Here is a 23632-nt window from a genome sequence, read left to right as displayed (position 1 = left end):
CCTCGCCCATCATCGCGACAAGCCGGTCTTCGTCGAGCCCGGAGGCGGGCGCCGTGCCGACGATGCCGCCATCGCGCAGCACGACGATATCGTCGGCATAGGCCAGGATCTCGGCGAGGCGATGGGAGATGAAGACGCAGGCGATGCCGCGGGCGCGGGCGGCGCGCGTGAAGTCGAGGAGCTGGGTTGCGGCATGGCCGGCGAGCGAGGCCGTCGCCTCGTCGAGGATGACGAGGCGGACCTTCTCCTCGGTCTCGCTGAAGGCGCGGGCGATTTCCACCATCTGCCGCTCGCCGATCGACAGCGAACTGACCTGGCGGTCCGGGTCGATTCCGTGGCCGGGAAAGATCGCGTCGAGCGAGGCGCGGATCAGGTGCCGGGCGCGCCCGCGCCAGCCGGCGCCGCGCAGGCTCCGATGCATGATCCCGACATTCTCGAAGACGGTGAGGTTGGGGCAGAGCGAGAGTTCCTGGAACACGCAACGTATGCCGAGCGCATGCGCGGCACGGACGCCATAGGCGGGGATGGGCGCGCCGGCCACCGCGATCGCGCCGGAGGATGGCGGCAGGGTGCCGGCGATGATCTGCATCAGCGTGGATTTTCCCGCGCCGTTATGGCCGACGATGCCGAGCATCCGCCCGGCATCGATGTCCAGATCCACCCCTTGCAGGGCCCGCACGCTGCCGAAGTCGCGGGCGATCGCCGCGAGCCGGATCAGGGGGGCGGCGGCTGCGGTCAGTGCAGCGTCTCCGGGCCGGGCGAGGCCGGCGGCGCCGTGTGGTGGAGATTCGCCGCGATCAGGCGTTCCGTCCATGTCTGGCTGTAGAGCGGTGTCGCGACAGCGCCCTGCGGCAGCACCTTGAGCCAGCTCTGCAGCTGGTTGGCGTGGATCTGCAGCAGCGGGACGTTCACCACTTTCGGCACCTTCGCGCCAGCGAGGATCTGCTGGGCAACCCAGAAGGCGATGGACGACACGCCGGGCGCCGAGGAGAGCGAGATCGTGTGGTATCCGCCCGGCTTCTTGTCCAGCTTCGCCCAGAGCGAAAGCTCGACCTGGCGGTTGCCGAAAATGATCAGCGGCGTTCCCCGCCCGGCGGCCATGAAGGCTTCGTAGGTGCCATAGCCATCGCCGCCCTGGGTAACGACGGCCTCGATATGCGGCAACGAGGGCAGCACGCCGGCGACGGCCTTCTGCGCGATGCTCTGCGTCCAGTCGCCGTGGACGGAGCCGACGATCTTCATCTTCGGATATTTCCTGAACGTCTCGACGATCCCCTTGTGGATATCGGTATCGACAGAGGTTCCGGCGATGCCGCGGACTTCCAGCACATTACCCTTGCCGTGCAGGGATTTCGCGACGAAGCGGGCTTCGATCTGCCCCATGTGAACGTAGTTGTAGGCGACCTTGTAGGCGCAGGGGGCGGTGACGAGACTGTCGAACGCGACGACGACGATGCCGGCGTGGCAGGCCTTGGCGATGACGCCGTTCAGCGCCGTGGGCGAGGCGGCGTCGATCACGATGGCCTTCCAGCCCTCGAGGATCAGATCCTCGATCTGGGATTCCTGCTGGGAGGCGGAATTGTCGGCGTTGACGATCTTGGTTTTCGCGACGATGCCGCCGGAGATGGCCTGGTGGCTGGCTTCCTTCCACATCTTGAGCATCTGCTGGCGCCAGCTGTTGCCGGCGTAGGAATTGCTGAGGGCGATGCCGTCATGGGCGGTTGATTTCGCCATGGCGCGAGGGATGGCGAGGCCGGTGACGAGGGTAGCGGTCGAAGCCAGAGCCAGGGCGAAGCCGAGAGGGTTTCCAGTCCGCCGGGTCATGATCGTTTCCTTTCCCCATCGGCGCCACCCTCATTGCTGCGGGCGATCATCGGCCAGGGCGAACGCCGGATTTCTGTTTCTTGTCGGATCTCGACCTTAACACCACGAACCGGGTGACCAAAGCGATGTTTGCATCCCGGTCGTGGACCGGCGGTACAATTATTCCGGATCGGGCCGATCGGGAAATCAGCCGGCCGCCGGATCTTGCGAACTGCGCTTGTGAGCCATGAGGGCCATCAGCCGGCGGTCGCGCCAGGCCGAACGCTCGGCAAGCTGGTCGGCCGGGAGCGCGACCCGCCGCTGGCGCTCGACCTCGGCGATCAGCGCGTCGTCCCAGCCGAGATCGACGCCGCGCGAGCCCGCGATGGTTTCGTACATCGTCCGGAAGCGCCGCGCGTAGTCGGCGACGCCGCCGGGCGCGTTCAGGTCGATCGTCTCGAACGGACCCATGAAGCTCCAGCGCAGGCCGAGCCCGGCGGAGACGGTGCGATCGACGTCCTCGACCGACATGATCCCGTCCGCCACGAGCTTCCAGGCCTCGGCGAGGAGAAGCCCCTGCAGGCGGTTGAGCGCGAAGCCCTCGATTTCCCGCGTCAGTTCGACGGGTTCCTGGCCCACGCTTTCCATCAGCGCGCGCACCCGCTGCACCGTTGCCGCCGCCGTCCACGGCGCGGGAACAAGTTCGACGACCGGAATGAGATAGGGCGGGTTGACAGGGTGGGCGATCAGGCATCGCTCGCGGCAGCCGACATGATCGGTGAAGGCGGACGCCGGAATGCCGGACGATGAGCTGCCGATCAGCGTTTCGGGGCCCACCACCGCGTCCAGCGCCGCGAAGATCTGGCGTTTCTGCTCGACCGTTTCGAAGACGCTCTCCTGGATGTAGGCGGCATCGACGACGGCATCGGCGAGCGACGCCGCCACGCGGACGCGCTGGCCGGCCGCCGCAGCATCCTCGATCAGGCCGACCTCTTCGAGGGTTTTCAGCCGGTCGCCGATCAGGCCGATGGCGCGGTCCGCGCCGCCCTCGACCGCATCGTACACGGCAACGTCATGTCCCGCGCGGGCGAACACGATGGCCCAGGCCGAGCCGACGAGGCCGGCACCCACAACCGCAATCTTCATTCCACTCTCCAATTCAGCCGATTATGTCGCAGCCAGACCCGTCGCTCAGAACGCGACCCGGTCGGCGCCCTTGAGGGACAGGATCTGCCGCGCTTCGTCCGGCGTCGCGATCTCGAGGCCGAGTCCCTCGAGGATCTGCCGGACCTTGCGCACCTGCTGGGCGTTGGATTCCGCGAGCTGGCCGGGGCCGATCCAGAGCGAGTCCTCCAGCCCGACGCGGACATTGGCGCCCATCGCCGCGGCCTGCGCGGCGATGGGCATCTGGTTGCGTCCCGCCCCCAGGACCGACCAGCGATACTGGTCGCCGAACAGCCGGTCGGCCGTCCGCTTCATGTGCATCACGTCCTCAGGATGCGGGCCGATCCCGCCGAGAATGCCGAACACCGTCTGGATGAACAGCGGCGGCTTCACCAGGCCGCGCCCGAGGAAATGCGCGAGATTGTAGAGATGCGCCGTATCGTAGCACTCGAATTCGAAGCGCGTGCCGGCCTCGCCGAGCGTGCGGAGCACGAATTCGATATCGCGGAACGTATTGCGGAAAACCAGGTCGCGCGAAGTCTCGAGCGCCTCCCGCTCCCACGGATGCTTGAAGTCCTTGAACCGGTCGAGCATCGGGAACAGGCCGAAATTCATCGACCCCATGTTCAGCGAGGCAACCTCCGGCCGGAACGTCGCGGCCGGCTGCACCCGTTCCTCGACCGTCATGTAGGGCGCGCCGCCCGTGGTCAGGTTGATGACGGCGTTGGTCCGCTGCTTCACCCGCGGCAGGAAGCGCCCGAATGCCTCAGGCGACTGGTCGGGCCTGCCGGTTTCCGGATCACGCGCATGCAGATGCAGGATTGCCGCCCCCGCCTCCGCGGCAGCGACCGCCGAATCGGCGATCTCCTCCGGCGTCACCGGCAGATGCGGCGACATGCTCGGCGTGTGTATGGCGCCGGTGATGGCGCACGTGATGATGACCTTCCGCCCCGTTGCGCCCGATAGGCTCATGACCGACCTCCCTGTCCACCGTGTCTTACCAAGCAATCCCGTCAGCCGGCAAACCTCGCCGGACGCGCGACCGTTGGTGCGCCCGCTTCGACCAGACGAAGGCGGCGGTCGGGCCTATCCACCGGCCTGCCGCAGGAAATCGACAAACGCCTTGAGCGGCGCCGGCAACAGGCGCCGGCCTGAATAATAGAGAAACGGGCCGGAAAACGCCTGCCACCACGGTTCCAGGACCGGCTCGAGCATGAAGCTGTCGAGATGCGGCCGCAGCCAGTCCTCGAAGAGATAGATGATTCCGGCACCGGCAAGGGCAGCCGAAATCGCAAGATCGGCGGCGGTTCCGGAACTGACCAGCAAGGGGCCGGCCGGATCGATCTTCACGATCTCGCCGTCGCGCTCGAACTCCCAGGGTGGCATCGCGCCGCTGCGGAACCGGCCCCGTATGCAGGCATGGGCGAGCAGGTCGCGCGGGTGCGCCGGCCGGCCCCGCCGGTCGAGATAGGCGGGGGCGGCGGCCGTCGCGAAACGCTGGACGCGCGGGCCGATCGGCACGGCGATCATGTCCTGTTCCAGCCGCTCGTCATAGCGGATCCCGGCGTCGCACCCCGCCGCGACAAAGTCGACGAAATCATCCTCGGCAACGATCTCCACCCGGATCTCCGGGAACGTGGCGAGAAAGGGCGTAAGAATGGAAGGCAGGACCAGCCGGGCCGCGCTGACGGGGACATTGAGCCTCAGTGTTCCGGCGGGTCGGGCACGGAAGACGTTCACCACATCGAGCGCGTCCTCCACCTCCCGCAATGCCGGGCCGAGCCGTTCGATGAGCTGCGCCCCCGCCTCGGTCGGCACGACGCTTCGTGTGGTCCGGTGCAGCAGCCGCACGCCGAGCGCGGCCTCGAGCCGGCGCACCGATTCGCTCAGGGCCGACGCGCTGGCGCCGCTGACGCGCGCGCCTTCGCGGAAGCCGCCGGCACGCGCCACGGTCATGAAGGCGTTCAAGGCGTCGAGATCAGGTCCGATTGTTCATGTTCCCGCACAAGCCGTATGGATTGTAGCGGATTATCATGCGGATGGTCAGTCGCCAGCTGTGATCCATCCACAGCATGGAGAAGATCATGTCCAGCATAGACCCGTCCGGCACCTTCACCCTCGGCGACCGGCCCGTCAGGCGCCTCGGCTACGGCGCGATGCAGCTCGCGGGGCCGGGCGTTTTCGGCCCGCCCCGGGACCCCGAGGCTGCCCGCACGGTATTGCGCGAAGCCGTGGCCGCCGGGGTCAATCACATCGACACCGCCGATTTCTACGGCCCGCACGTCACCAACCAGCTGATCCGCGAGGCGCTGCATCCCTACGCTGACGACCTCGTCATCGTCACCAAGGTTGCCGCGCGCCGCGGCGATGACGGCTCCTGGCTGCCGGCACTTGCGCCCGCGGAACTGACCCGGGCCGTTCACGACAATCTCCGCAATCTCGGCCTCGAACGGCTGGAGGTCGTCAATTTCCGCAGCATGCACGCCATGCACGGCCCGGCCGAGGGCTCGATCGAAGAACCGGTCTCCGTCCTCGCCGAACTGCAGCGGCAGGGGCTGATCCGCCATGTCGGGCTGAGCAACGTGACGCCCGGACAGATCGCGGAAGCCCGCCGGATCACCGACATCGTCTGCGTCCAGAACCACTACAACCTGGCGCATCGCGACGACGACGCCCTGATCGACGCGCTGGCGCAAGAGCGGATCGCCTATGTGCCGTATTTCCCGCTCGGCGGCTTCACGCCCCTGCAGTCATCGAAACTCTCCTCGGTGGCCGGACGCCTCGGCGTGCCGCCGATGCAGGTGGCGCTGGCCTGGCTGCTCCGGCGGTCTTCGAACATCCTGCTGATCCCGGGCACGGCATCGGCGGATCACCTGCGGCAGAACCTGGCCGCCGCGGGCCTCGAGCTGTCGGCGGCCGACTGCGACGAACTGAACGACATCCAGGGCGCCGGACCGGCATGACCTGATCGCCCCGCGTCCCCCTCGCCCGCGGCGGGCCGGCGAAAGCCAACCGCCGCCGCTCGCCTCTGCCATGCGACCGGAGCATGACGGTTGCGGCGCGCCCGTCGGTTGTTCCGCGGGGCGCGAAGCACCACCCAATCTTTCGAGATCCGGGGGGAGTGTCGCCATGCATATCCGCAATCCGATCGAATGGGCGCTGTCGGCGCCGGGGCACGCCGTGGAGGAAATCGGCGCCGCCGATGGCGAGACCTACTGGGCCGAGGCGAAGACGCTTCCGGTGAACATCCGCCGGATCGGCATCGAGGATCTGGCCGTGGCGCTGCGCCGCGGGTTCGAGGATTTCGAAGCCGACCGAACCGATATCGTCGTCCTCGCCCTCGTCTTCCCGATTGCCGGTCTCTTCCTCAGCGCCGTCGTCGCGAACGGACATCTCCTGCCGCTCGTCGTGCCCCTGGTGGCCGGCTTTGCCCTGATCGGGCCGCTGGCGTCGGTCTGGCTGATGGAATTGAGCCGCCTGCGCGAAACCGGCCGCACGCCGAGGGTGATCGAGGCCGCCGGCATCCTGCGTTCGCCGCAGATCGGCGCGATCCTGGCGATGGGCGGCCTGCAGATCCTCCTCCTGCTCCTGTGGCTCGGGGCGGCGGAATTCATCTACATCCGGACCCTCGGGGCGGCCGAACCGCGGTCCTTCGCGGCTTTCGTGGCGGCGGCGCTGACCACGCCCGCCGGCTGGGCGATGATGGCCGCCGGGCTTTGCACCGGCTTCGTGTTTGCGGTCGCGGCGCTGGCCATCGGCGTCACGTCCTTCCCTCTGCTGCTCGACCGACCCGCCGACATGCCCGCGGCGCTCGGGATATCGATCCGGGCGCTGCGGCGGAATCCGGCAATTCTCGGCCTGTGGGGACTGATCGTCCTGGTCGGCCTCGCACTGGGCGCCGTTCCCGGATTGCTCGGCATCGCCATCGTCCTGCCCATCCTCGGGCATTCCACCTGGCATCTCTACCGGCGCATCATCGACTGAGCGGCGGCGGCCAGGAACGTGCGTAGCGCCGGCGTCACTGGGCCAGACCGGCGGCCCATAGGGGCGAAGATCAATCGTCGAGCCATTCGGCGGCGGTGGCGCAAACCGCGCGGGTCAGTGTCTCCAGCGCCCTGGCGTGCAGACGGGCCACGGTCCAGTACAGCTTCACGTCGATCCGCAGGCCGGGCGGCAATTCGGTCAGACGCCCGGCGGCGAGATGCGGCTCGGCCAGCGGCGCCGGGTGCAACCCCCAGGCCAGCCCGGCGATGCAGAGATCCAGAAAGGCATGCGTCGAGGGAATCCAGTGCGTCGGCGCGGCAAGCTCGACGCCGTGCGCCTCCGATGCCCAACGCGCCTGCCACGCGTCCCGCCGGTCGAACCGCATGTGCGGTGCCCGCATGAGCGTGTCCCGGTTCACGCCCCCGGCAAAATGCCGCGCCATGAAATCCGGGCTGGCGCAGGCGACATAGGGCAGCGCACCGAGCAGGATCGTCCGGCAGCCCTGCACGGGTTCGGGATCGGCCGTCACCGCGGCCAGCACCTCGCCCGAGCGCAGCCGGTCGGCCGTATGGGCCTCGTCATCCAGCGCGAGGTCGAGCAGGATCCCCGCGCCGCGCCCGAACGCGGCGGCCGCCTGAGGAAACCAGGTTGCCAGGCTGTCCGCATTCACGGCCACTTTCAGCGTGAGCGGCGAGACCGCCCCCGTCAGGGCGAGGGCCGGCGCCAGATCGTCCTCGAGAAGCCTGACCCGATCGAGATGCGCGCAAAGGGCACGGCCCATATCGGTGGGAACACAGGGTTGCCCGCGGACGATCAGAACCGAGCCGAGCCGTTCCTCAAGGCCGCGCACGCGCTGGGAAACCGCCGAAGCGGTGATTCCCAGCGCGTGCGCCGCGCGTTCGAAGCTGCCCTCGCGGATCACCGCGCCGACGGCGGCCAGGGCGGAATAATCAAGCATCTCTGAAGTATCACTTAATCGACCTTAGAAAAACAAGCTGTCCTAATGCGCGGGCCAGCCTCATAGATCCACGCATGACAAATCTTCTCCCCCCATTCCTCACCGGGTTCGCGTCCTCCGCGGCACTCATCGTCGCGATCGGCGCCCAGAATCTCTTCGTGCTGCGGCAGGGGCTGCGGCACGAGCATGTCGGTCCGATCGTGCTGTTCTGCGGCGTCGCGGATGCCGTCCTGATCGTGGCCGGCGTGAGCGGCGTGGGCGCCTTTCTGGGCGCCGCGCCCCAGTTCACGGCATTGCTCGCCCTCGGCGGCGCGGCGTTCCTCGCCTCGTACGGCCTGATCGCATTGCGCCGGATGCTGGGTCCCGCCGCGGTCACGATGGCCGAAAACGGCAGCCTCACCCTACGCCGCGCCCTCGCCGCCACGGCGGGCTTCACCTTCCTGAACCCGCATGTCTACCTGGATACGGTGCTGCTGCTCGGCACGATCGGGTCGGCGCAGCCCGCCCCCTTACGCCCGATTTTCGTCCTTGGCGCCGTCTGCGCCAGTTTCTCCTGGTTCACGGCGCTGGGCTACGGCGTGCGCATCCTGAAGCCCGTCTTCGCAAGGCCCGCCGCATGGCGCGTGCTGGATGCCCTGGTCGGCATCACGATGCTGGCGCTCGCCGCCTCTCTGATCGTCCGCGTGGTTCTGGGGTCGGCGCCCTGATGTCGTCCCCCTGACCGCGAGATACCGAGGGCCGCCGATCCAGCGCCGCGCGACACGCCGCCGCCCGTCGGAGACGCGCCAACCACCTCATCGCGGGCGCGGGCGAATCGGGCCTCAGCCGATCAGAGCAGGCCGCGCGCGGCGAGGCTGCGCATCAGGTCGAGCGTGCCGAAGCTCCAGGGCGCGCAATCCGGGCAGGGCCGCACGCGGTTGCGCAGCCGCCCCAGCCGGGCCGAGGCGATGGTGACGAGATCGCCGTCCTTGTGGGTGAAGCCCTCGCCCGGCCGATCGCGGTCCTGGATCGGCGCGAACATCGTCCCCAGCATCAGCACGAACCCGTCCGGATACTGGTGGTGCGCCCCGGCGGCGGCCTCGACCAGATCCGCCGGATCGCGGCTGATCTCGGTCATCGAGCTCATCCCCTCGAGGCGGAACCCGTCCGCCCCCTCGACCGTGAGGTCGAGCCGCGCGCGGCGGACATCGTCGAGCGTGAAGCCCGCGTCGAACAGCCGCACGAAGGGGCCGAGGCCGCAGCTCGCGTTGTTGTCCTTCGCCTTGCCGAGCAGCAGCGCCGAGCGGCCCTCGAAATCGCGCAGGTTGACGTCGTTGCCGAGCGTCGCCCCCACGATCCGCCCGGCCGGCGAGACCGCGACGACGATCTCCGGCTCGGGATTGTTCCAGCTCGAACCGGGATGGATGCCGACATGCGCGCCGAAGCCCACCGCGCTCATCGGCTGGCCCTTGGTGAAGATCTCGGCATCCGGGCCGATGCCGACCTCGAGATATTGCGACCACAGGCCGCGCTCGATCAGCGCCGCCTTCACCGCCATCGCCTGTTCCGAGCCGGGGCGCAGGGCGCGCAGGTCGGCGCCGATCAGCCGGTCGAGATCGGCGCGGATCTGCGTCGCCTTCTCCGGCGCGCCGCGCGCCTGTTCCTCGATCACCCGCTCCAGCAGGCTGACCACGAAGGTGACGCCCGAAGCCTTGACCGCCTGCAGGTCGACCGGCGCGAGCAGCCAGGGGCGCGACGGATCGTGCGTCGCCTCGTCGCTGTTGGCGAGAATCTCGTCCACGCGCCCGATCGTCTGCCCCGCCGCCGCGCGGGCGTGCCCGGCCGGGTCGTCGAGGGCGAACAGCGCGGAGGACGTCGGCACCGCGCGGCTGGTGATGTCGATCAGCTCGGCGCCGCGCAGCGCCACCACCACCGGCCCCACGCCGGGCAGCCAGGCGCGGCCGACCAGGGCCGCGCGGTCGGCATCCTCGGGCAACGCGTCGTCCACACGGATCGGGTCTGTCATCTGCTGTCTCCCCCTGTCATTGGCCGGTCAGGCTCCGCCGAGCATAGAGCGCCACGGCGGTGGCGCAACGCGACGGCGGGAATGGGCGCCCTGCGCGGCGCGCCCGGTCAGGCCGGGCCGAGCGCCTCGATCGCCGCGGCGATGGCGAAGATCCGCCGGTCCGTCTCCGCCACGCCGCAGACCATCAGCCCCACCGGGGCCGCGCCGGGCGCATTGAGCGGCAGCGAGATCGCGCAGCCATCGATCATGTTGATCAGCGTCGGGTTGCGCAGCACCCGCAGATTGGCCGCGGTGAAGGCCGCGTCGTCGTCGAGATCGGCGATGCGCGGCGGCAGGATGGCGACGGTCGGCATCAGCAGCGCGTCATGCGGGGCGAGCCGCGCCCGCGCCCGCGCCACCAGATCGGCGCGGCCGGCCAGCAGGTCGATGTAATCCGCCGCCGAAAGTTCCGCCCCCCGGCGCAGCCGCACCAGCACGCGCGGATCATACGCCTCGGCACCGCGCGCCAGCAGCGGGCGATGCCAGGCATGGCTCTCCGCCGCGGTCAGCCCGCCGCGCGCGTTCAGCTTCGCGACCTCGGCGAATTCCGGCATGGCGATGGTCTCGATCCGCGCCCCCGCCGCGGACAGGCGGCGCAGCGCCGCGTCGAACCCGGCGGCGACCTCGTCGTCCAGCGCATCGAGCGCGACGTCGCGCGGCACCGCGAGCCGCAGCCCGGCCAGTTCCGCCGGCGCCGGCGGGGCTTCCGGCGTGCCGGCCATGATCGAATCGAGCAGCGCGCAGCAGCCCACCGAGCGCGCCAGCGGCCCGACCGAGTCGAGCGAGGACGAAAGCGGCACCACGCCCTCGCGCGGAATCCGCCGCGCCGTCGGCTTGAAGCCGACGAGATCGTTGAACACCGCCGGAATCCGGCACGAGCCGCCGGTGTCGGTGCCGATGCCGGCATGCGCCATCCCCGCCGCCACCGCGACCGCCGAGCCCGAGGACGAGCCGCCCGGAATCCGCCGCTCCTCGCGCCGCCAGCGCGCCGGCGGCGTGCCGTAATGCGGGTTGGTGCCGATGCCGGAATAGGCGAACTCGGTCATGTTGGTGCGGCCGATCGGCACGAAGCCCATCCGCCGCAGCCGGGCGATCGCGGGCGCGTCCTGCGCCGCCGGCCCGCATCCCGCCAGCACCTTCGAGCCGGCGCGGGTCTCCTGCCCCGCCATGTCGAACAGGTCCTTCACCGCGATCGGGATGCCGGCCCAGGGCGAGGGCGCCATGCCGGCGCGGCGCATCGCGTCGAACCCCGCGGCCGCCGCCCGCGCGCCCGCCGCATCGACCGAGATGAAGGTCAGCGCCCCGTCCCCCGCCGGATCGGCGATCGCGGCGAGGCAGTCCTCGACCAGTGCTGCGGCGGTGGTGCGCCCCGCTTCAAGGTCGCGGGCAAGACGGTCGAGCGTGGGCAGGCGGGACTCTCTGTCGGTCATCGGGATCGGCTCTCCTGTGCGGCGTCGGCGCAAGTCTCGCCGCGCGGCGCGAAGCTGTCGAGACCCGGCAGGCGACCGGCGCGGCACGCCAGCGCACGGATCTGTGATTTGCAGCGCCCCCTGCCTATATTGGCGGCACGGGTTGGCGCTTTTTCCCACCACCACCGGCCCGCGGAGGTCCCTAATGAAGGGGTTGAAGATCTTTCGCACCATCCTGCTGGCGGCGGCCCTGTTCGCGGGGGCCGGGCTGTCCCTCGCCCCGGCGCGGGCGGCATCGCCGACGCCGCAGCAGATCCAGGCGCTGATCGCCGGCGGCCATCCCGACGCCGCACTGGCCGATCTGCGCGGCGCGCTGCGCGCCCATCCGCAGAGCGGCGTCGCCTGGTACCTGAAGGCCGAGGCGGAGGACGCGACCGGCCGCATCGCCGCCGCGCGCGCCTCGCTCGCGCGCGCCGAAGCCTATGCGCCCGGCCTGCCCTTCGCCGATCCGGGCCGCGTCGCCGCGCTGAAGGCGCATCTCGCCGCCGCCCCGGCCGCGCCGCGCAGCGGCGTGCACGTCCATCCCGCGGTGCTGGTGATCGGCGGGCTCGTGGTGCTGTTCCTGCTGGTGCGCTGGTTCGGCCATAACCGCCGCGCGATGCAGGCACCCTGGCCCGGCGCGCCCGGCTACGGCCCCGGCGGCATGCCGCCGAACGGTGCCCCGCCCTATGGCGCTCCCGGTGGCGGGATGGGCGGCGGCTTCGGCGGCGGCGGGCTCGGCAGCTCGCTGATGACCGGCCTCGCCGCCGGCGCCGGCTTCGCCGCCGGCGAGCGTATCATCGACGGACTGGCCGGCGGCAGCCACGCGGGCACGCCGATGATCGATCCCTCCGGCGGCGACCCCGGCGCCCCACCGCCCGACCGCGATGACGGCCTGCTCGGCAATCCCGGCTGGGACAGCGGCGATGCCGGCGGCGGCAACGATTTCGATCCCGACAACAACTGGTAGGCCGGCGCGCCTGAACGCGCGGCGTCAATGGCCCGGCATCCCCCGATGCCGGGCCTTTCGTTTCAGCGCCCCTGCGAGGCGAGCAGGGCGAGATACTCCCACACCATCGTCGCCCCGGCCAGGGCGGTGATCTCGCTCACGTCATAGGCCGGCGCGACCTCGACGAGATCCATGCCCACGAAATCGATCCCGCCGAGCCGGCGCAGCAGCGCCTGCGCCTGCCACGATGCCAGCCCGCCGATTTCCGGCGTGCCGGTGCCCGGCGCGAAGGCGGGATCGAGACAGTCGATGTCGAAGCTGAGATAGGTCGCCCCCGTCCCCGCCACCGCGCGGATCCGTTCGGCGACGCGGTCCACCCCCTGCTCATGCACGTCCTGCGCCGAGAGGATCGTCACCCCCTGCGCCAGCGTCCAGTCATGCGCCTCGTTGAGCAGCGGCGAGCGAATGCCGATCTGGATCATCCGGCGCGGATCGACCAGCCCCTCGTTCAGCGCGTGATAGAACACCGAGCCATGGCTGTAGACCTGGCCGAAATTCTCGGCCCAGGTGTCGGCATGGGCATCGAAATGCACGAGCCCGACCGGCCCGCCGCGCGCCTTCGCCAGCGCGCGCAGCAACGGCAGGGTGATGCCGTGCTCGCCGCCCAGCGCCACCAGATGGCCGATCTGCGCCGCCTGCGCCTCGATCAGCGCGAGGCTGCCCGGCAGATCGCCGAGGGCGATGGCGAAATCCCCGGCATCGGCAAGGTCCATGTCATCGACCATGACGCGGTAGTGCGGATGGTGGTTGCCCGCCAGCATGCGCGAGGCGACGCGGATCGCCGCCGGGCCGGACCGCGTGCCCGCGCGGTTGGTCACGCCGACATCGAGCGGAATGCCGGCCACCACATGGGCCGCGTCGCGCGCGCGGCGATCGAGCCCGAGAAAGGTGGGAAATGTCGCGAAAGTCGGCGCGTCGGCGCCCTGAAACTGTGTCATGGGCGCAGACTAGCAGTCGGTTCGCGGCCTAGTCGAGCCGCGGTTCGATCCGCCGCGGCGGCACGCCGCGCGGCGCCGGGCCACGGGGGCGGGGGGCTTCGCGGCCGAGTGGTTCACGCGCCGGCGCCTCGCGCGGCGGGGCCGGGCGGGGCGGCTCGGGCATCGGCGGTGGCGGCGCGGCGGCGGCCGGACGCCGGACCGCCGGGCGGTCATACCCCGCGGCGCTGCGCGGCAACGGGTCGTAAAGCCCGTCATCCACGGTCACGCCGCGCAGCGGTTCCGGCAGCCGCATCGTCAGGATGCGCAGTTCCTCCTGCACCTGATCGAGCTGTTCCTCGATCGCCTCCAGGCGGGATTTCACGCCGAACACCGAGAACGGCATCGCCAGCATCGCCAGCGCATAGAGCAGGCCGACGAGCAGCAGCACCAGCCCGAGCCAGGCAGGCATCCAGGCCGGGAAGGAGAACGGCAATGTCATGAGCGCTATTTACCGGTGCGGGACACCGCACGGCAAGCCTTGCCTTCCCCATGGCCGCGCGGACATAAGACGGAAAGGAAAAACGGGAGGATTCATGGCGTCGGATCTGGACATCGCACGCGCGTCACGCCTGCGCCCGATCGGCGAGATTGCCGCCGCCGCCGCCGGCATACCGGCCGAGGCGCTGATCCCCTATGGCCGCTACAAGGGCAAGGTGGATGGCGGCTTCATCCGCTCGCTCGAAGACCGGCCGGACGGCGCGCTGGTGCTCGTCGTCGGCATCAGCCCGACGCCCGCCGGCGAGGGCAAGACGACGACCTCGATCGGCCTCGGCGATGCGCTGCGCGCCGCCGGCGCAAAGGCGATGATCGCCCTGCGCGAGCCCTCGCTCGGCCCGTGCTTCGGCCAGAAGGGCGGGGCCACCGGCGGCGGCCGCGCCCAGGTCGCGCCGATGGAGGAGATCAACCTTCATTTCACCGGCGATTTCCACGCCATCACCAGCGCCAACAACCTGCTCGCCGCGATGCTCGACAACCATGTCTACTGGGGCAACGAGCTTGGCATCGACCCGCGCCGGATCGCCTTCCGCCGCGCCATCGACATGAACGACCGCGCCCTGCGCCAGACGGTTCTCGGCCTGGGCGACGGGGCGAACGGCGCCGCCCGCGAGCAGAAATTCGACATCACCGTCGCCTCCGAGGTGATGGCGATCTTCTGCCTCGCCCGCGATCTCGACGACCTGCAACGCCGCCTCGCCCGCATCGTCGTCGCCGAGCGGCGCGACGGCTCGCCCGTCACCCCGGCCGATCTCAAGGCCGTCGGCGCCATGGCCGCCCTGCTGCGCGACGCGCTGCAACCCAACCTGGTGCAGACGCTGGAAGGCACGCCGGCACTGGTCCATGGCGGGCCCTTCGCCAACATCGCCCATGGCTGCAACTCGGTCATCGCCACCCGCACCGCGCTCAAGCTGGCCGACATCGTGGTGACCGAGGCCGGGTTCGGCGCCGATCTCGGCGGCGAGAAATTCCTCGACATCAAGTGCCGGCAGGCCGGGCTCGCGCCCTCCTGCGCCGTCGTCGTCGCGACGATCCGGGCGCTGAAGATGCATGCCGGGGTGGCCAAGGCCGATCTCGGCGCCGAGAATCCCGGCGCGGTCGCGCGCGGTGCCGCCAATCTGCGCCGCCACGTCGCCGCCATGCGCGCCTTCGGCCTGCCGGTGATCGTCGCGATCAACGGCTTCGTCACCGATACCGGGGCCGAGCGCGAGGCCCTGCGCGCAGCACTCGACGAGGATGGCGGCGCGCGGATCTGCTTCTGCACCCATTGGGCCGATGGCAGCGCCGGCGCCACCGACCTCGCGCAGGCGGTGATCGAGACGATCGCGGCGAAATCCGCCCGCTTCGCCCCGCTCTACCCGGACGACATGAAGCTGCCGCACAAGCTGCGCACCATCGCCCAGCGCATCTACGGCGCCGACGACATCGAGCTCTCGCCGCTGGCGGCCAAACGCCTCGCCCGGTTCGAGGCGCAGGGATACGACCACCTGCCGGTCTGCGTCGCCAAGACGCAGTACAGCTTCACCGCCGATCCGGCCCGCCGCGGCGCGCCCACCGGCTTCACCGTGCCGATCCGCGATGCCCGCCTCTCCGCCGGCGCCGGCTTCGTGGTCGCCCTCGCCGGCGATGTCATGACCATGCCCGGCCTGCCGCGCATCCCCGCCGCCGAGGCGATCGGGCTCGACCCCGATGGCGCGATCCATGGCCTGTTCTGAGCGTAGGGCCCCCATGAACACGCCGAACGCGCCCCAACCCACCCCGCCGGCCGCCGCGCGCAAGCCGGTCCGCATCGAACAACTCGGCCGGGTGCGGACCGATGACTATGCCTGGCTGCGCGATGCCAACTGGCAGGCGGTGCTGCGCGACCCCTCCGCCCTCGATCCCGAGATCCGCGCCCATCTCCTCGCCGAGAACGCCTATACCGATGCCGTGCTCGCCGGCACCAAGGACCTCCAGGCGACGCTGCTCGCCGAAATGAAGGGCCGGATCAAGGACGACGACTCGACCGTGCCCGCGCCGCACGGCCCCTACGCCTATTACCGCCGCTTCGATCCGGGCGCCGAGCATCCGGTCATCGCCCGCACGCCCCGCGCCGGCGGCGCCGAGCAGGTGCTGCTCGACCTGCCGGCGCGCGCGAAGGGCCATGCCTTCTTCTCCGCCCCGGCGGTCGCGCACAGCGACGACCACCGCCTGCTCGCGTGGGCGGAAGACACCCAAGGGTCGGAAGTCTACCGCATCCATGTCCGCGAGATCGAAACCGGCGCCGAGCCCGCCCCGCCGATCGAATCCTGCAGCGGCGACTTCACCTTTTCCCCCTGCGCGCGCTTCATCTTCTGGGTCTTCCGCGACGATCACGGCCGGCCGACCAAGGTGTTCCGCCGCGCCCTGGCCGATGGCGGCGACACGCTGGTCTACGCCGAGCCCGATCCCGGCTTCTTTCTCGGCGTCGAGACCAGCCTGTCCGGCGGCTCGATCCTCGTCTCCGCCGGCAACCAGGACACCAGCGAGGTCTGGCGCATCCCCGGCGACGACCCGACCGCGCCGCCCGCGCTCATCGCCCCGCGCGAGCCGGGCCTGCGCTACGATGTCGATGATGCCGGCGACCGGCTGGTCATCCGCACCAATGCCGACGGCGCGGTGGATTTCAAGCTGGTCGAGGCGCCGCTCGATGCCCCGGGCCGTGCGCACTGGCGCGACCTCGTGCCGCACCGGCCGGGCCGCTACCTCGTCGGCGCCTTCGCGCTGAAACACCACATCGTCCGGCTCGAACGGGTCGAGGCGAACACCCGCATCATCGTCGCCCCGCGCGATGGCGGCGCCGAATGGGAGATCGCGCAGGACGAGCCGGCCTATGTGCTGCGCGCCGAACCCGGCCTCGAATACGACACCGGGACGATCCGCTACGTCTATTCCTCGCCCACCACCCCGCGCCAGACCTTCGACTACGATCTGGCCACCCGCGCGGCGATCCTGCGCAAGACCCAGGACATCCCCTCCGGCCACGACCCCGCGCGCTACGAAACACGGCGCATCGACGCGCCGGCTGGCGATGGCGCGTCGATCCCGGTGACGGTGCTGATGCGCCGCGGCCAGGCGCTGGACGGCGCGGCCCCGCTGCTGCTCTACGGCTACGGCGCCTATGGCATCCCGATGGAGCCGTGGTTCCGCACCTCGATCCTCTCGCTGGTCGATCGCGGCTGGATCTTCGCCATCGCCCATGTCCGCGGCGGCACCGAGAAGGGCTGGAACTGGTTCCTCGGCGGCCGCGCCGCGCACAAGATGAACAGCTTCACCGATTTCATCGCCGCCGCCGAGGCGCTGATCGGCGGCGGATATGCGCGGGCGGGGAACATCGTCGCCCAGGGCGGCTCGGCCGGCGGGCTGCTGGTCGGCGCCGCCTTCACCATGCGGCCGGATCTCTGGGCCGGGGTGATCGCCGAAGTGCCCTTCGTCGACGTGCTGAACACGATCTCCGACGATACGCTCCCCCTCACCCCGCCGGAATGGCCGGAATGGGGCAACCCGATCACCGACCCCGCCGCCTATGACACGATCGCCGCCTATTCGCCCTACGACAATCTCGCGCCCCGCGCCTACCCGCCGATCCTGTGCACCGGCGGCCTGTCCGACCCGCGGGTGACCTATTGGGAGCCGGCGAAATTCGTCGCCCGCCTGCGCGCGCTCGCCACCGGCCCCGCGCCGGCGCTGCTCAGGATCGACATGGAAGCCGGCCATGCCGGCGCCGCCGGCCGGTTCGACGCGCTGAAGCAGACCGCGCTGAATTACGCCTTCGCGCTCTGGTCGGTCGGTGCAGCCTGATCGAGCCGCCAGACCGGCTCCTTCAGCTTCTCGATGAACGCCTCGTGCGCGGCCAGCTCCGCCGCACTCGCGACGATCGGGCGCGGCGTGCGCGGCCCCTCGCTGCGATATTCGACGAGGCGGATCGTGCTCTCGGCGGCAAGGTCGAGCCCGCGCTGCCGCCCGCCGGTCAGCTCGACATAAACCTCCGCGAGCAGCTTGCAGTCGAGCAGCGCGTTATGGGTGGTGCGGGCGGAGAGATCGATGTCGAAGCGCCGGCACAGCGCGTCGAGCGAGTTCGGCATCCCCGGAAAGCGCTGCTTGGCCAGCGCCAGCGTGTCGATCATCCTCGCCCTGTCGAGGGCGGCGCGGCCGATGCGGGCGAACTCGGCGTCGAGAAAGCCGAAATCGAACGGCGCGTTATGCGCGACCAGCGGATCCTCAGCGAAGAACTCCAGCAATTCGGCGGCGATCTCGGCGAATTTCGGCTTGCCGGCGACATCGGCGCTGGTCATGCCATGCACCCGGCTCGCCTCGGCGGGAATGTCGCGTTCGGGGTCGATCAGCGTGTGGAACACCTTGCCGGTCGGCAGGTCGTTCCACAGCTCGATCGCCGCGACCTCGATCACCCGGTCGCCGCCAAGCGGCTCCAGCCCCGTCGTTTCCGTATCGAACAGCACCGCGCGCGACATCGCCGCCCCCTTTTTTGCTCCAGAGCATCAACAAGATCGAGCACTACATCCGATCCAATCGGATCGGAAAGTGCTCTAGCCGGCGAACACCACCGTCTTGCTGCCGCTGATGAACACCCGCCGCTCCAGATGGCCGAGCACGGCGCGCGCCAACACCCGGCGCTCGATGTCGCGCCCCTTGCGCACCAGCGCCTCCGGCGTGTCGCCATGCGAGATGCGCTCGACATCCTGCTCGATGATCGGCCCCTCGTCGAGCGCGGTGGTGACGTAATGCGCGGTCGCGCCGATCAGCTTCACCCCGCGCGCATAGGCCTGGTGATAGGGCTTCGCACCCTTGAAGCCGGGCAGGAAGGAATGGTGGATGTTGATGCAGCGCCCGGCCAGCTTCGCCACCAGCCCGTCCGACAGCACCTGCATGTAGCGCGCCAGGATGGCGAGTTCCGCGCCGCTCTCGCGCATCAGCCGCCACACCTCGGCCTCCTGTTCCATCTTGGTATCCGGCGCGATCGGCAGATGATGGAAGGGAATCCCGTCGAGATCGAGATGGGCGTAGCTCTCGCGCGGATGGTTGGCGATCACGCCGACGATGTCCATCGGCAGTTCGCCGATCCGCTGCCGATAGACCAGGTCGACCAGGCAGTGATCGAACCGCGAGACGAGGATCATCGTCCGCATCCGGTGCCCGCTTGGGGTGATCTCCCAGTCCATCCCGAACTCGCGCCCGACCGCGGCGAACTCCGCCTCCAGCCCGGAGGAAGGCGCGTCGCCCACCGGGGCAAACACCACGCGCATGAAGAAGCGCCCGCTCGCCCGGTCGTCGAATTGCTGCGCCTCGCGGATGTCCTGCCCGTGCGCGTGCAGGAAATGGCCGACGGCGCCGACAATGCCGGGCCGGTTGCGGCAGGAAAGGGTCAGGATGGAGCTCATGCGGTTCGGTCTCTCCGGAGTGCGGTGGTCGCCGCCGGGCCGCCCTTGGCGCCGGCACGCTGCTTCCCTATCAACATGGGCGCAGCACGCAAGCAGCGCGGAGGAAAACGCCCATGGCCGCCACCATCACCTATGTCTTCACCAGCCATTCCCCCTGGACCTATCTCGGCCACGCCGCCTTTCTCGACATCGCCCGCCGCCACGGCGCGACGGTGGACTACCGCCCGGTGCCGCTCGGCGCGATCTTCGCCGAAACCGGCGGCCAGCCGCTGGCCAAGCGCCACCCGGTCCGCCAGCGCTACCGTCTGGTCGAGCTGCAACGCTGGCGCGCCCGCCGCGGCCTCCCGCTCAATTTGCACCCGCAATTCTTCCCGGTGGACCCGGCGCTGGCGGATCGCCTGGCCATCGCCATCGTGGAAGCCGGTAGCGACCCCGACCCGTTCCTCCGCCGCGTCTTCGCCGCGGTCTGGGCGGAGGAGCGCAACCTCGCCGATCCCGCGACCATCGCCGACCTCGCCGCCGCGTCCGGCATCGCGCCCGAACTCCAGGCCCGCGCCGGCGCGCCCGAGATCGCCGCCGCCTATCAGCGCAACCGCGAGATGGCCGAGGCCGCCGGCGTGTTCGGCGCGCCCTCCTACATCCTGAATGGCGAGCTGTTCTGGGGCCAGGACCGGCTCGACCTGCTGGACGACGCGCTGGCCACCGGCCGCCCGCCCTATACGGCCTGAGCCGCCGGGGCCCTCACCTACCACGGCACCGCCTCGCCGCGATGGTCGAAAAACCCGCCGCTCTCGGCTGGGGTAAGCCGGTCGATCACCGCCAGCAGCCGCGCCGCCGCCACCTCCGGCGCCTGCACGTCGAGCCCGGCGGCGGCGAACGGGGCGGAAAGCCCCGTCGCCACCGTGCCCGGATGCAGGGCGACGCAGATCGCCGCCGGCGACCGCCGCGCCAGCTCCACCGCGGCCGTCCGCACGAACTGGTTCAGCGCCGCCTTCGACGCACGATAGCCATACCACCCGCCGAGCCGGTTATCGCCGATGCTGCCGACCCGCGCCGACAGCGTGGCGAACACCGCCCGCCCCTCGCGCGGCAAGGCGGGCAGCAGATGCTTCATCAGCAGCGCCGGGCCGATCGCGTTCAGCGCGAAGCTGCGGGCGAGGCGGCCCGAATCCAGCTCGCGCAGGCTCTTCTCCGGCATCTGTGCTTCATCGTGCAGGAAGCCGGTGGCATCGATCGCAAGGCGAATGGCCCCCCGCGCCGCCACCGCCCGCACCGGTTCGGCAATGCTGGCCTCATCGAGCAGGTCGAAGCGCGGCGCGCTGCCCCGCCCGAGCCCGATCACCGCGGCGAAACGCCGATCGCCCGCAAGGGCCGCCACCAGCGCGCCGCCGATGCCGCCGCCCGCGCCGAACACCACCGCCACATCATCCCGTCCCGTTCCGTCCATCGCATCCCTCCGCCCTGTCGCGGATATGGCGCGGAACCGCCGGCGCGAAACCGCCCCTTGCCGCCGGCGCCGCTTCATGATCGAAACAGCTCATGATCCTTTCCGGCCACGCACGCCTCGCCGGGGTGATCGGCTATCCGGTCGCCCATTCCCGCTCGCCCCGCCTGCACGGCACCTGGCTCGAACGCCACGGGATCGACGGCGCCTATCTCCCGCTCGCCATCGCCCCGGACGATTTCGCCGCCTGCGTCGCCGCGCTGGCGAAAATGGGCTTCGCCGGCGCCAACGTGACGATTCCGCACAAGGAAGCCGCCTTCGCCGTGTGCGACCGCGTGGCCGACAGCGCGCGGCGCGCCGGGGCGGTGAACACGCTCGTCTTCACGCCCACGGGGATCGAGGGCGCGAATACCGACGGGTCGGGCTTTCTCGCCAATCTGCGCGCCCATGGCGTCGACCCCGCCGCCGGCCCGGCGCTGGTACTCGGCGCCGGGGGGGCGGCGCGGGCGATCGCCACCGCGCTGCAGGATGCGGGGGCGGTGGTCACGCTGTGCAACCGCTCGCCGGAGCGCGCGGCGGCGCTGGCGCGGGATTTCGGCCTCGTCCACATCCCCTGGGAGGCGCGGTCGGCGGCGCTGGCGGACCACGCGCTGGTGGTCAACACCACCTCGCTCGGCATGGCCGGGCATAATCCGCTCGAACTCGATCTCGCCCGCGCCGCCCCCGGCATGGCGGTGGCGGACATCGTCTACGTCCCGCTGGAAACACCGCTGCTGGCGGCGGCGCGGGCGCGCGGCCTCGTCGCGGTCGAGGGGCTCGGGATGCTGCTGCACCAGGCGGTGCCGGGCTTCGCCGCCTGGTTCGGCGTCACCCCGGTGGTGGACGATGCGCTCTACCGCGCCGTCGCGGCCGACCTCATGGGATGAAGATCATCGGTCTCACCGGCGGAATCGGCATGGGGAAATCCACCGTCGCTTCACTCTTCCGCCGCCGCCACGTGCCGGTGTTCGATGCCGATGCCACGGTCCGCGCGCTGCAGGCGCCGGGCGGGGCGGCGCTTGCGCCCATCGCGGCGGCGTTTCCCGGCGTGGTGCGCGCCGGCGTGCTCGACCGCGCCGCCCTGCGCGCGCATGTGCTGGCCGATCCCGCCGCGCGGCGCCGTCTGGAAGCGATCATGCACCGCATGGTGCGCGCGGCGGAGACAAAATTCCTCGCCGCCGCCCGCAGGCGCGGCGCCCGCGCCGTGCTGCTCGACATTCCGCTGCTGTTCGAAACCGGCGGCGAGGCGCGGGTCGATCTCGCACTCACCGTCTCCGCGCCGCGCGCGGTGCAGATCGCGCGGGTGCTGCGCCGCGGCCTGCCCCACGCCGAGATCGAGCGGATCATCGCCCTGCAAATGCCGGATGCCGAAAAACGCCGCCGCGCCGATGCGGTGATCGCCACCGGCCTGTCCCGCCACCACACGGTGCGGCGCGTCCGCCAGCTCATGGCGACGCATGTGTTTCGCCCCGCGCCGCCAGCCCGCCGCCCCAGGCGGTTCCGCCAGCCGTTCAGCCGGCGGCGGCGATGACCTCGCGCAGCTGCGGATAGATCTCGTTCGCCCAGCGCGAGCCCGAGAACACGCCGTAATGGCCGACGCCGAGCTGGAGATGGTTGCGCTTCTGCGCTGGTTTCAGCCCGGTGCAGAGATCGAGCGCCGCGACCGACTGGCCGGGCGGGCAGATATCGTCCCGCTCGCCCTCGACGGTGAAGACCGATGTCTTGCGGATCGCCGCCGGGCGCACCGTCTGGCCGCGCCAGCTCAGCTGGCCGCGCGGCAGATCGTGCCGCTGGAACACGCGCTCGACGGTTTCGAGATAGAATTCCGCCGTCAGGTCCATCACCGACTGGTATTCGTCGTAGAACTTGCGATGCGCCGCCTCGCTCGCGTCATCCTCGGTGACGATGGCGCGGAACTGGCGCAGATGCGCGCCGATATGCCGGTCGAGATTCATCGACACGAAGGAGGCGAGCTGCACGAAACCGGGATAGACCGCCCGCCCCGCCCCGGCGAAGCGGCGCGGCACGGTGGTGATCAGGTTGCTGCGGAACCAGGCGATGTCACGGGTCTTGGCGAGGTCGTTGACCTTCGAGGGGTTGCGCCTGGTATCGATCGGCCCGCCCATCAGCGTCATGCTGCGGGGCGCCGCCGGATCGCCGGCCTCGGCCATCAGCGCGGTCGCGGCGAACACCGCCACCGCCGGCTGGCACACGGCGACGACATGCGCCCCCGGCCCGATTTCGCGCAGGAAGTCCATGATATGCGCCACATATTCATCGAAGCCGAAGCGCCCCGCGCTCACCGGAATGTCGCGCGCGTTCTTCCAGTCGGTGATGAAGACGTCGTGATCCTGCAGCATGACCTCGACGGTGTTGCGCAGCAGGGTCGCGAAATGGCCCGAAAGCGGCGCCGCGATCAGCACGCGCGGGCCGGGTGAGGCAGTCTCCTTGCGGAAATGCAGCAGGTCGCCGAAGGGCGTTCCGCTCACCACCGTCTCGGTCACGGGAATGTCCCGCCCGCCGGCGCGCACGCTGGCGATGCCGAACTCCGGCCGGCTGTGGGAAATGCCGCTATTGCCGAAAATCTCCAGTGCGGCGCGCGTCGCAACCGGCAGGGTCGGGATTCCCGCCGGCGGCGTCAGCAGGTCGATCAGCGGCGCCATCGCGCGCGCCGCCATCCGGAACGGGGCCAGAAGATCGTCCTGCGTCTGGTAAAGGTCATACATCATGGGCGCAAACCGCCTTTCTCGTCACGCCAGTCTGGCGCCGAAAAGTTCAAGGTTCCGTAAACGGATCCGGGACTGCGGACGCAGCTCACCCCGCCATTCGGCATAAATCTGCCCTGCATCC

General features: G+C 70.4%; 23 protein-coding genes. 9 read left to right on the top strand and 14 right to left on the bottom strand.

The window, feature by feature from the left end:
- The 5 genes from RT91_RS14115 to RT91_RS14095 form a co-directional block, all read right to left on the bottom strand.
- A partial coding sequence (locus RT91_RS14115) for an ATP-binding cassette domain-containing protein (RefSeq protein WP_152982834.1) occupies nucleotides 1-814 on the bottom strand: 814 nt, incomplete at its 3' end.
- A complete protein-coding gene (locus RT91_RS14110) occupies nucleotides 736-1824 on the bottom strand; it encodes an ABC transporter substrate-binding protein (RefSeq protein WP_007424332.1) in 1089 nt (362 codons plus the stop codon). The genes RT91_RS14115 and RT91_RS14110, both read right to left, overlap by 79 nt.
- 186 nt (nucleotides 1825-2010) lie before the next feature.
- A complete protein-coding gene (locus RT91_RS14105; RefSeq protein WP_007424331.1) occupies nucleotides 2011-2949 on the bottom strand; it encodes a 3-hydroxyacyl-CoA dehydrogenase in 939 nt (312 codons plus the stop codon).
- Nucleotides 2950-2994: 45 nt separating this feature from the next.
- On the bottom strand, nucleotides 2995-3939 hold the full coding sequence (locus RT91_RS14100; RefSeq protein WP_007424330.1) for a 3-keto-5-aminohexanoate cleavage protein: 945 nt from the start codon (nucleotides 3937-3939) through the stop codon (nucleotides 2995-2997).
- Nucleotides 3940-4053: 114 nt separating this feature from the next.
- Complete coding sequence (locus RT91_RS14095; protein WP_138919229.1) at nucleotides 4054-4956, bottom strand: LysR family transcriptional regulator; 903 nt, start codon at nucleotides 4954-4956, stop codon at nucleotides 4054-4056.
- Nucleotides 4957-5051: 95 nt separating this feature from the next.
- On the opposite strand from RT91_RS14095, the gene RT91_RS14090 reads away from it, so the two are divergent.
- Together RT91_RS14090 and RT91_RS14085 are read left to right on the top strand one after the other, a co-directional pair.
- Entirely contained in the window at nucleotides 5052-5930 is an 879-nt protein-coding gene (locus tag RT91_RS14090; protein WP_007424328.1) for an aldo/keto reductase family oxidoreductase, read from the top strand.
- Nucleotides 5931-6096: 166 nt separating this feature from the next.
- Nucleotides 6097-6951: a DUF2189 domain-containing protein gene (locus tag RT91_RS14085; protein ID WP_012040302.1), complete on the top strand. Its 855-nt coding sequence runs from the start codon at nucleotides 6097-6099 to the stop codon at nucleotides 6949-6951.
- Nucleotides 6952-7021: 70 nt separating this feature from the next.
- Here RT91_RS14085 and RT91_RS14080 read toward each other — a convergent pair whose 3' ends face one another.
- On the bottom strand, nucleotides 7022-7909 hold the full coding sequence (locus tag RT91_RS14080; RefSeq protein ID WP_035187819.1) for a LysR family transcriptional regulator ArgP: 888 nt from the start codon (nucleotides 7907-7909) through the stop codon (nucleotides 7022-7024).
- Between the two features lie 74 nt (nucleotides 7910-7983).
- On the opposite strand from RT91_RS14080, the gene RT91_RS14075 reads away from it, so the two are divergent.
- On the top strand, nucleotides 7984-8616 hold the full coding sequence (locus RT91_RS14075; RefSeq protein ID WP_035187818.1) for a LysE/ArgO family amino acid transporter: 633 nt from the start codon (nucleotides 7984-7986) through the stop codon (nucleotides 8614-8616).
- A 122-nt stretch (nucleotides 8617-8738) separates the two neighbouring features.
- Here RT91_RS14075 and RT91_RS14070 read toward each other — a convergent pair whose 3' ends face one another.
- Nucleotides 8739-9914: a fumarylacetoacetate hydrolase family protein gene (locus RT91_RS14070; RefSeq protein WP_035187816.1), complete on the bottom strand. Its 1176-nt coding sequence runs from the start codon at nucleotides 9912-9914 to the stop codon at nucleotides 8739-8741.
- Nucleotides 9915-10021: 107 nt separating this feature from the next.
- On the bottom strand, nucleotides 10022-11383 hold the full coding sequence (locus RT91_RS14065; RefSeq protein WP_035187813.1) for an amidase: 1362 nt from the start codon (nucleotides 11381-11383) through the stop codon (nucleotides 10022-10024).
- A gap of 184 nt (nucleotides 11384-11567) precedes the next feature.
- On the opposite strand from RT91_RS14065, the gene RT91_RS14060 reads away from it, so the two are divergent.
- Nucleotides 11568-12371: a tetratricopeptide repeat protein gene (locus tag RT91_RS14060; RefSeq protein WP_013641012.1), complete on the top strand. Its 804-nt coding sequence runs from the start codon at nucleotides 11568-11570 to the stop codon at nucleotides 12369-12371.
- 62 nt (nucleotides 12372-12433) lie between these two features.
- Here RT91_RS14060 and speB read toward each other — a convergent pair whose 3' ends face one another.
- Together speB and RT91_RS14050 are read right to left on the bottom strand one after the other, a co-directional pair.
- Nucleotides 12434-13348, bottom strand: a complete 915-nt coding sequence (gene speB / locus RT91_RS14055) for an agmatinase (RefSeq protein ID WP_007423713.1) — start codon at nucleotides 13346-13348, stop codon at nucleotides 12434-12436.
- 28 nt (nucleotides 13349-13376) lie between these two features.
- Complete coding sequence (locus RT91_RS14050; RefSeq protein ID WP_035187801.1) at nucleotides 13377-13826, bottom strand: hypothetical protein; 450 nt, start codon at nucleotides 13824-13826, stop codon at nucleotides 13377-13379.
- A gap of 94 nt (nucleotides 13827-13920) precedes the next feature.
- On the opposite strand from RT91_RS14050, the gene RT91_RS14045 reads away from it, so the two are divergent.
- Both RT91_RS14045 and RT91_RS14040 read left to right on the top strand, forming a co-directional pair.
- Nucleotides 13921-15597, top strand: coding sequence for a formate--tetrahydrofolate ligase (locus RT91_RS14045; RefSeq protein WP_035187799.1), 1677 nt, complete (start codon nucleotides 13921-13923; stop codon nucleotides 15595-15597).
- Between the two features lie 13 nt (nucleotides 15598-15610).
- Nucleotides 15611-17701 (top strand): S9 family peptidase, encoded by a 2091-nt coding sequence (locus RT91_RS14040; protein WP_035187798.1) that lies wholly within the window; start codon nucleotides 15611-15613, stop codon nucleotides 17699-17701.
- On the opposite strand, the gene dnaQ is transcribed toward RT91_RS14040, so the two are convergent.
- Nucleotides 17665-18372: a DNA polymerase III subunit epsilon gene (gene dnaQ, locus RT91_RS14035; protein WP_013641010.1), complete on the bottom strand. Its 708-nt coding sequence runs from the start codon at nucleotides 18370-18372 to the stop codon at nucleotides 17665-17667. The two genes, RT91_RS14040 and dnaQ, sit on opposite strands and share 37 nt — an antisense overlap.
- Before the next feature lie 75 nt (nucleotides 18373-18447).
- Nucleotides 18448-19299: a formyltetrahydrofolate deformylase gene (gene purU / locus RT91_RS14030; RefSeq protein WP_007422984.1), complete on the bottom strand. Its 852-nt coding sequence runs from the start codon at nucleotides 19297-19299 to the stop codon at nucleotides 18448-18450.
- Nucleotides 19300-19412: 113 nt separating this feature from the next.
- Here purU and RT91_RS14025 point away from each other — a divergent pair, with 113 nt between their 5' ends.
- Nucleotides 19413-20027 carry a 2-hydroxychromene-2-carboxylate isomerase gene (locus RT91_RS14025; RefSeq protein WP_007422985.1) on the top strand — a complete coding sequence of 205 codons (615 nt, stop codon included), beginning with the start codon at nucleotides 19413-19415 and terminating at the stop codon, nucleotides 20025-20027.
- Nucleotides 20028-20044: 17 nt separating this feature from the next.
- Here the strand turns inward: RT91_RS14025 and RT91_RS14020 are convergent, their stop codons facing one another.
- On the bottom strand, nucleotides 20045-20746 hold the full coding sequence (locus RT91_RS14020) for an SDR family NAD(P)-dependent oxidoreductase (RefSeq protein WP_007422986.1): 702 nt from the start codon (nucleotides 20744-20746) through the stop codon (nucleotides 20045-20047).
- 92 nt (nucleotides 20747-20838) lie between these two features.
- Here RT91_RS14020 and RT91_RS14015 point away from each other — a divergent pair, with 92 nt between their 5' ends.
- A complete protein-coding gene (locus RT91_RS14015; RefSeq protein WP_035187797.1) occupies nucleotides 20839-21669 on the top strand; it encodes a shikimate dehydrogenase in 831 nt (276 codons plus the stop codon).
- Nucleotides 21666-22313, top strand: coding sequence for a dephospho-CoA kinase (coaE, locus tag RT91_RS14010; RefSeq protein ID WP_012040291.1), 648 nt, complete (start codon nucleotides 21666-21668; stop codon nucleotides 22311-22313). The genes RT91_RS14015 and coaE overlap by 4 nt, the downstream gene beginning before the upstream one ends.
- Here coaE and RT91_RS14005 read toward each other — a convergent pair.
- On the bottom strand, nucleotides 22294-23511 hold the full coding sequence (locus tag RT91_RS14005; protein ID WP_007422900.1) for a polyhydroxyalkanoate depolymerase: 1218 nt from the start codon (nucleotides 23509-23511) through the stop codon (nucleotides 22294-22296). The genes coaE and RT91_RS14005 overlap by 20 nt on opposite strands.
- Nucleotides 23512-23632: the final 121 nt, after the last annotated feature.

Source organism: Acidiphilium sp. JA12-A1, assembly GCF_000724705.2.
Lineage (GTDB): Bacteria > Pseudomonadota > Alphaproteobacteria > Acetobacterales > Acetobacteraceae > Acidiphilium > Acidiphilium multivorum.
This window is presented reverse-complemented; position numbering and strand designations above follow the sequence as displayed.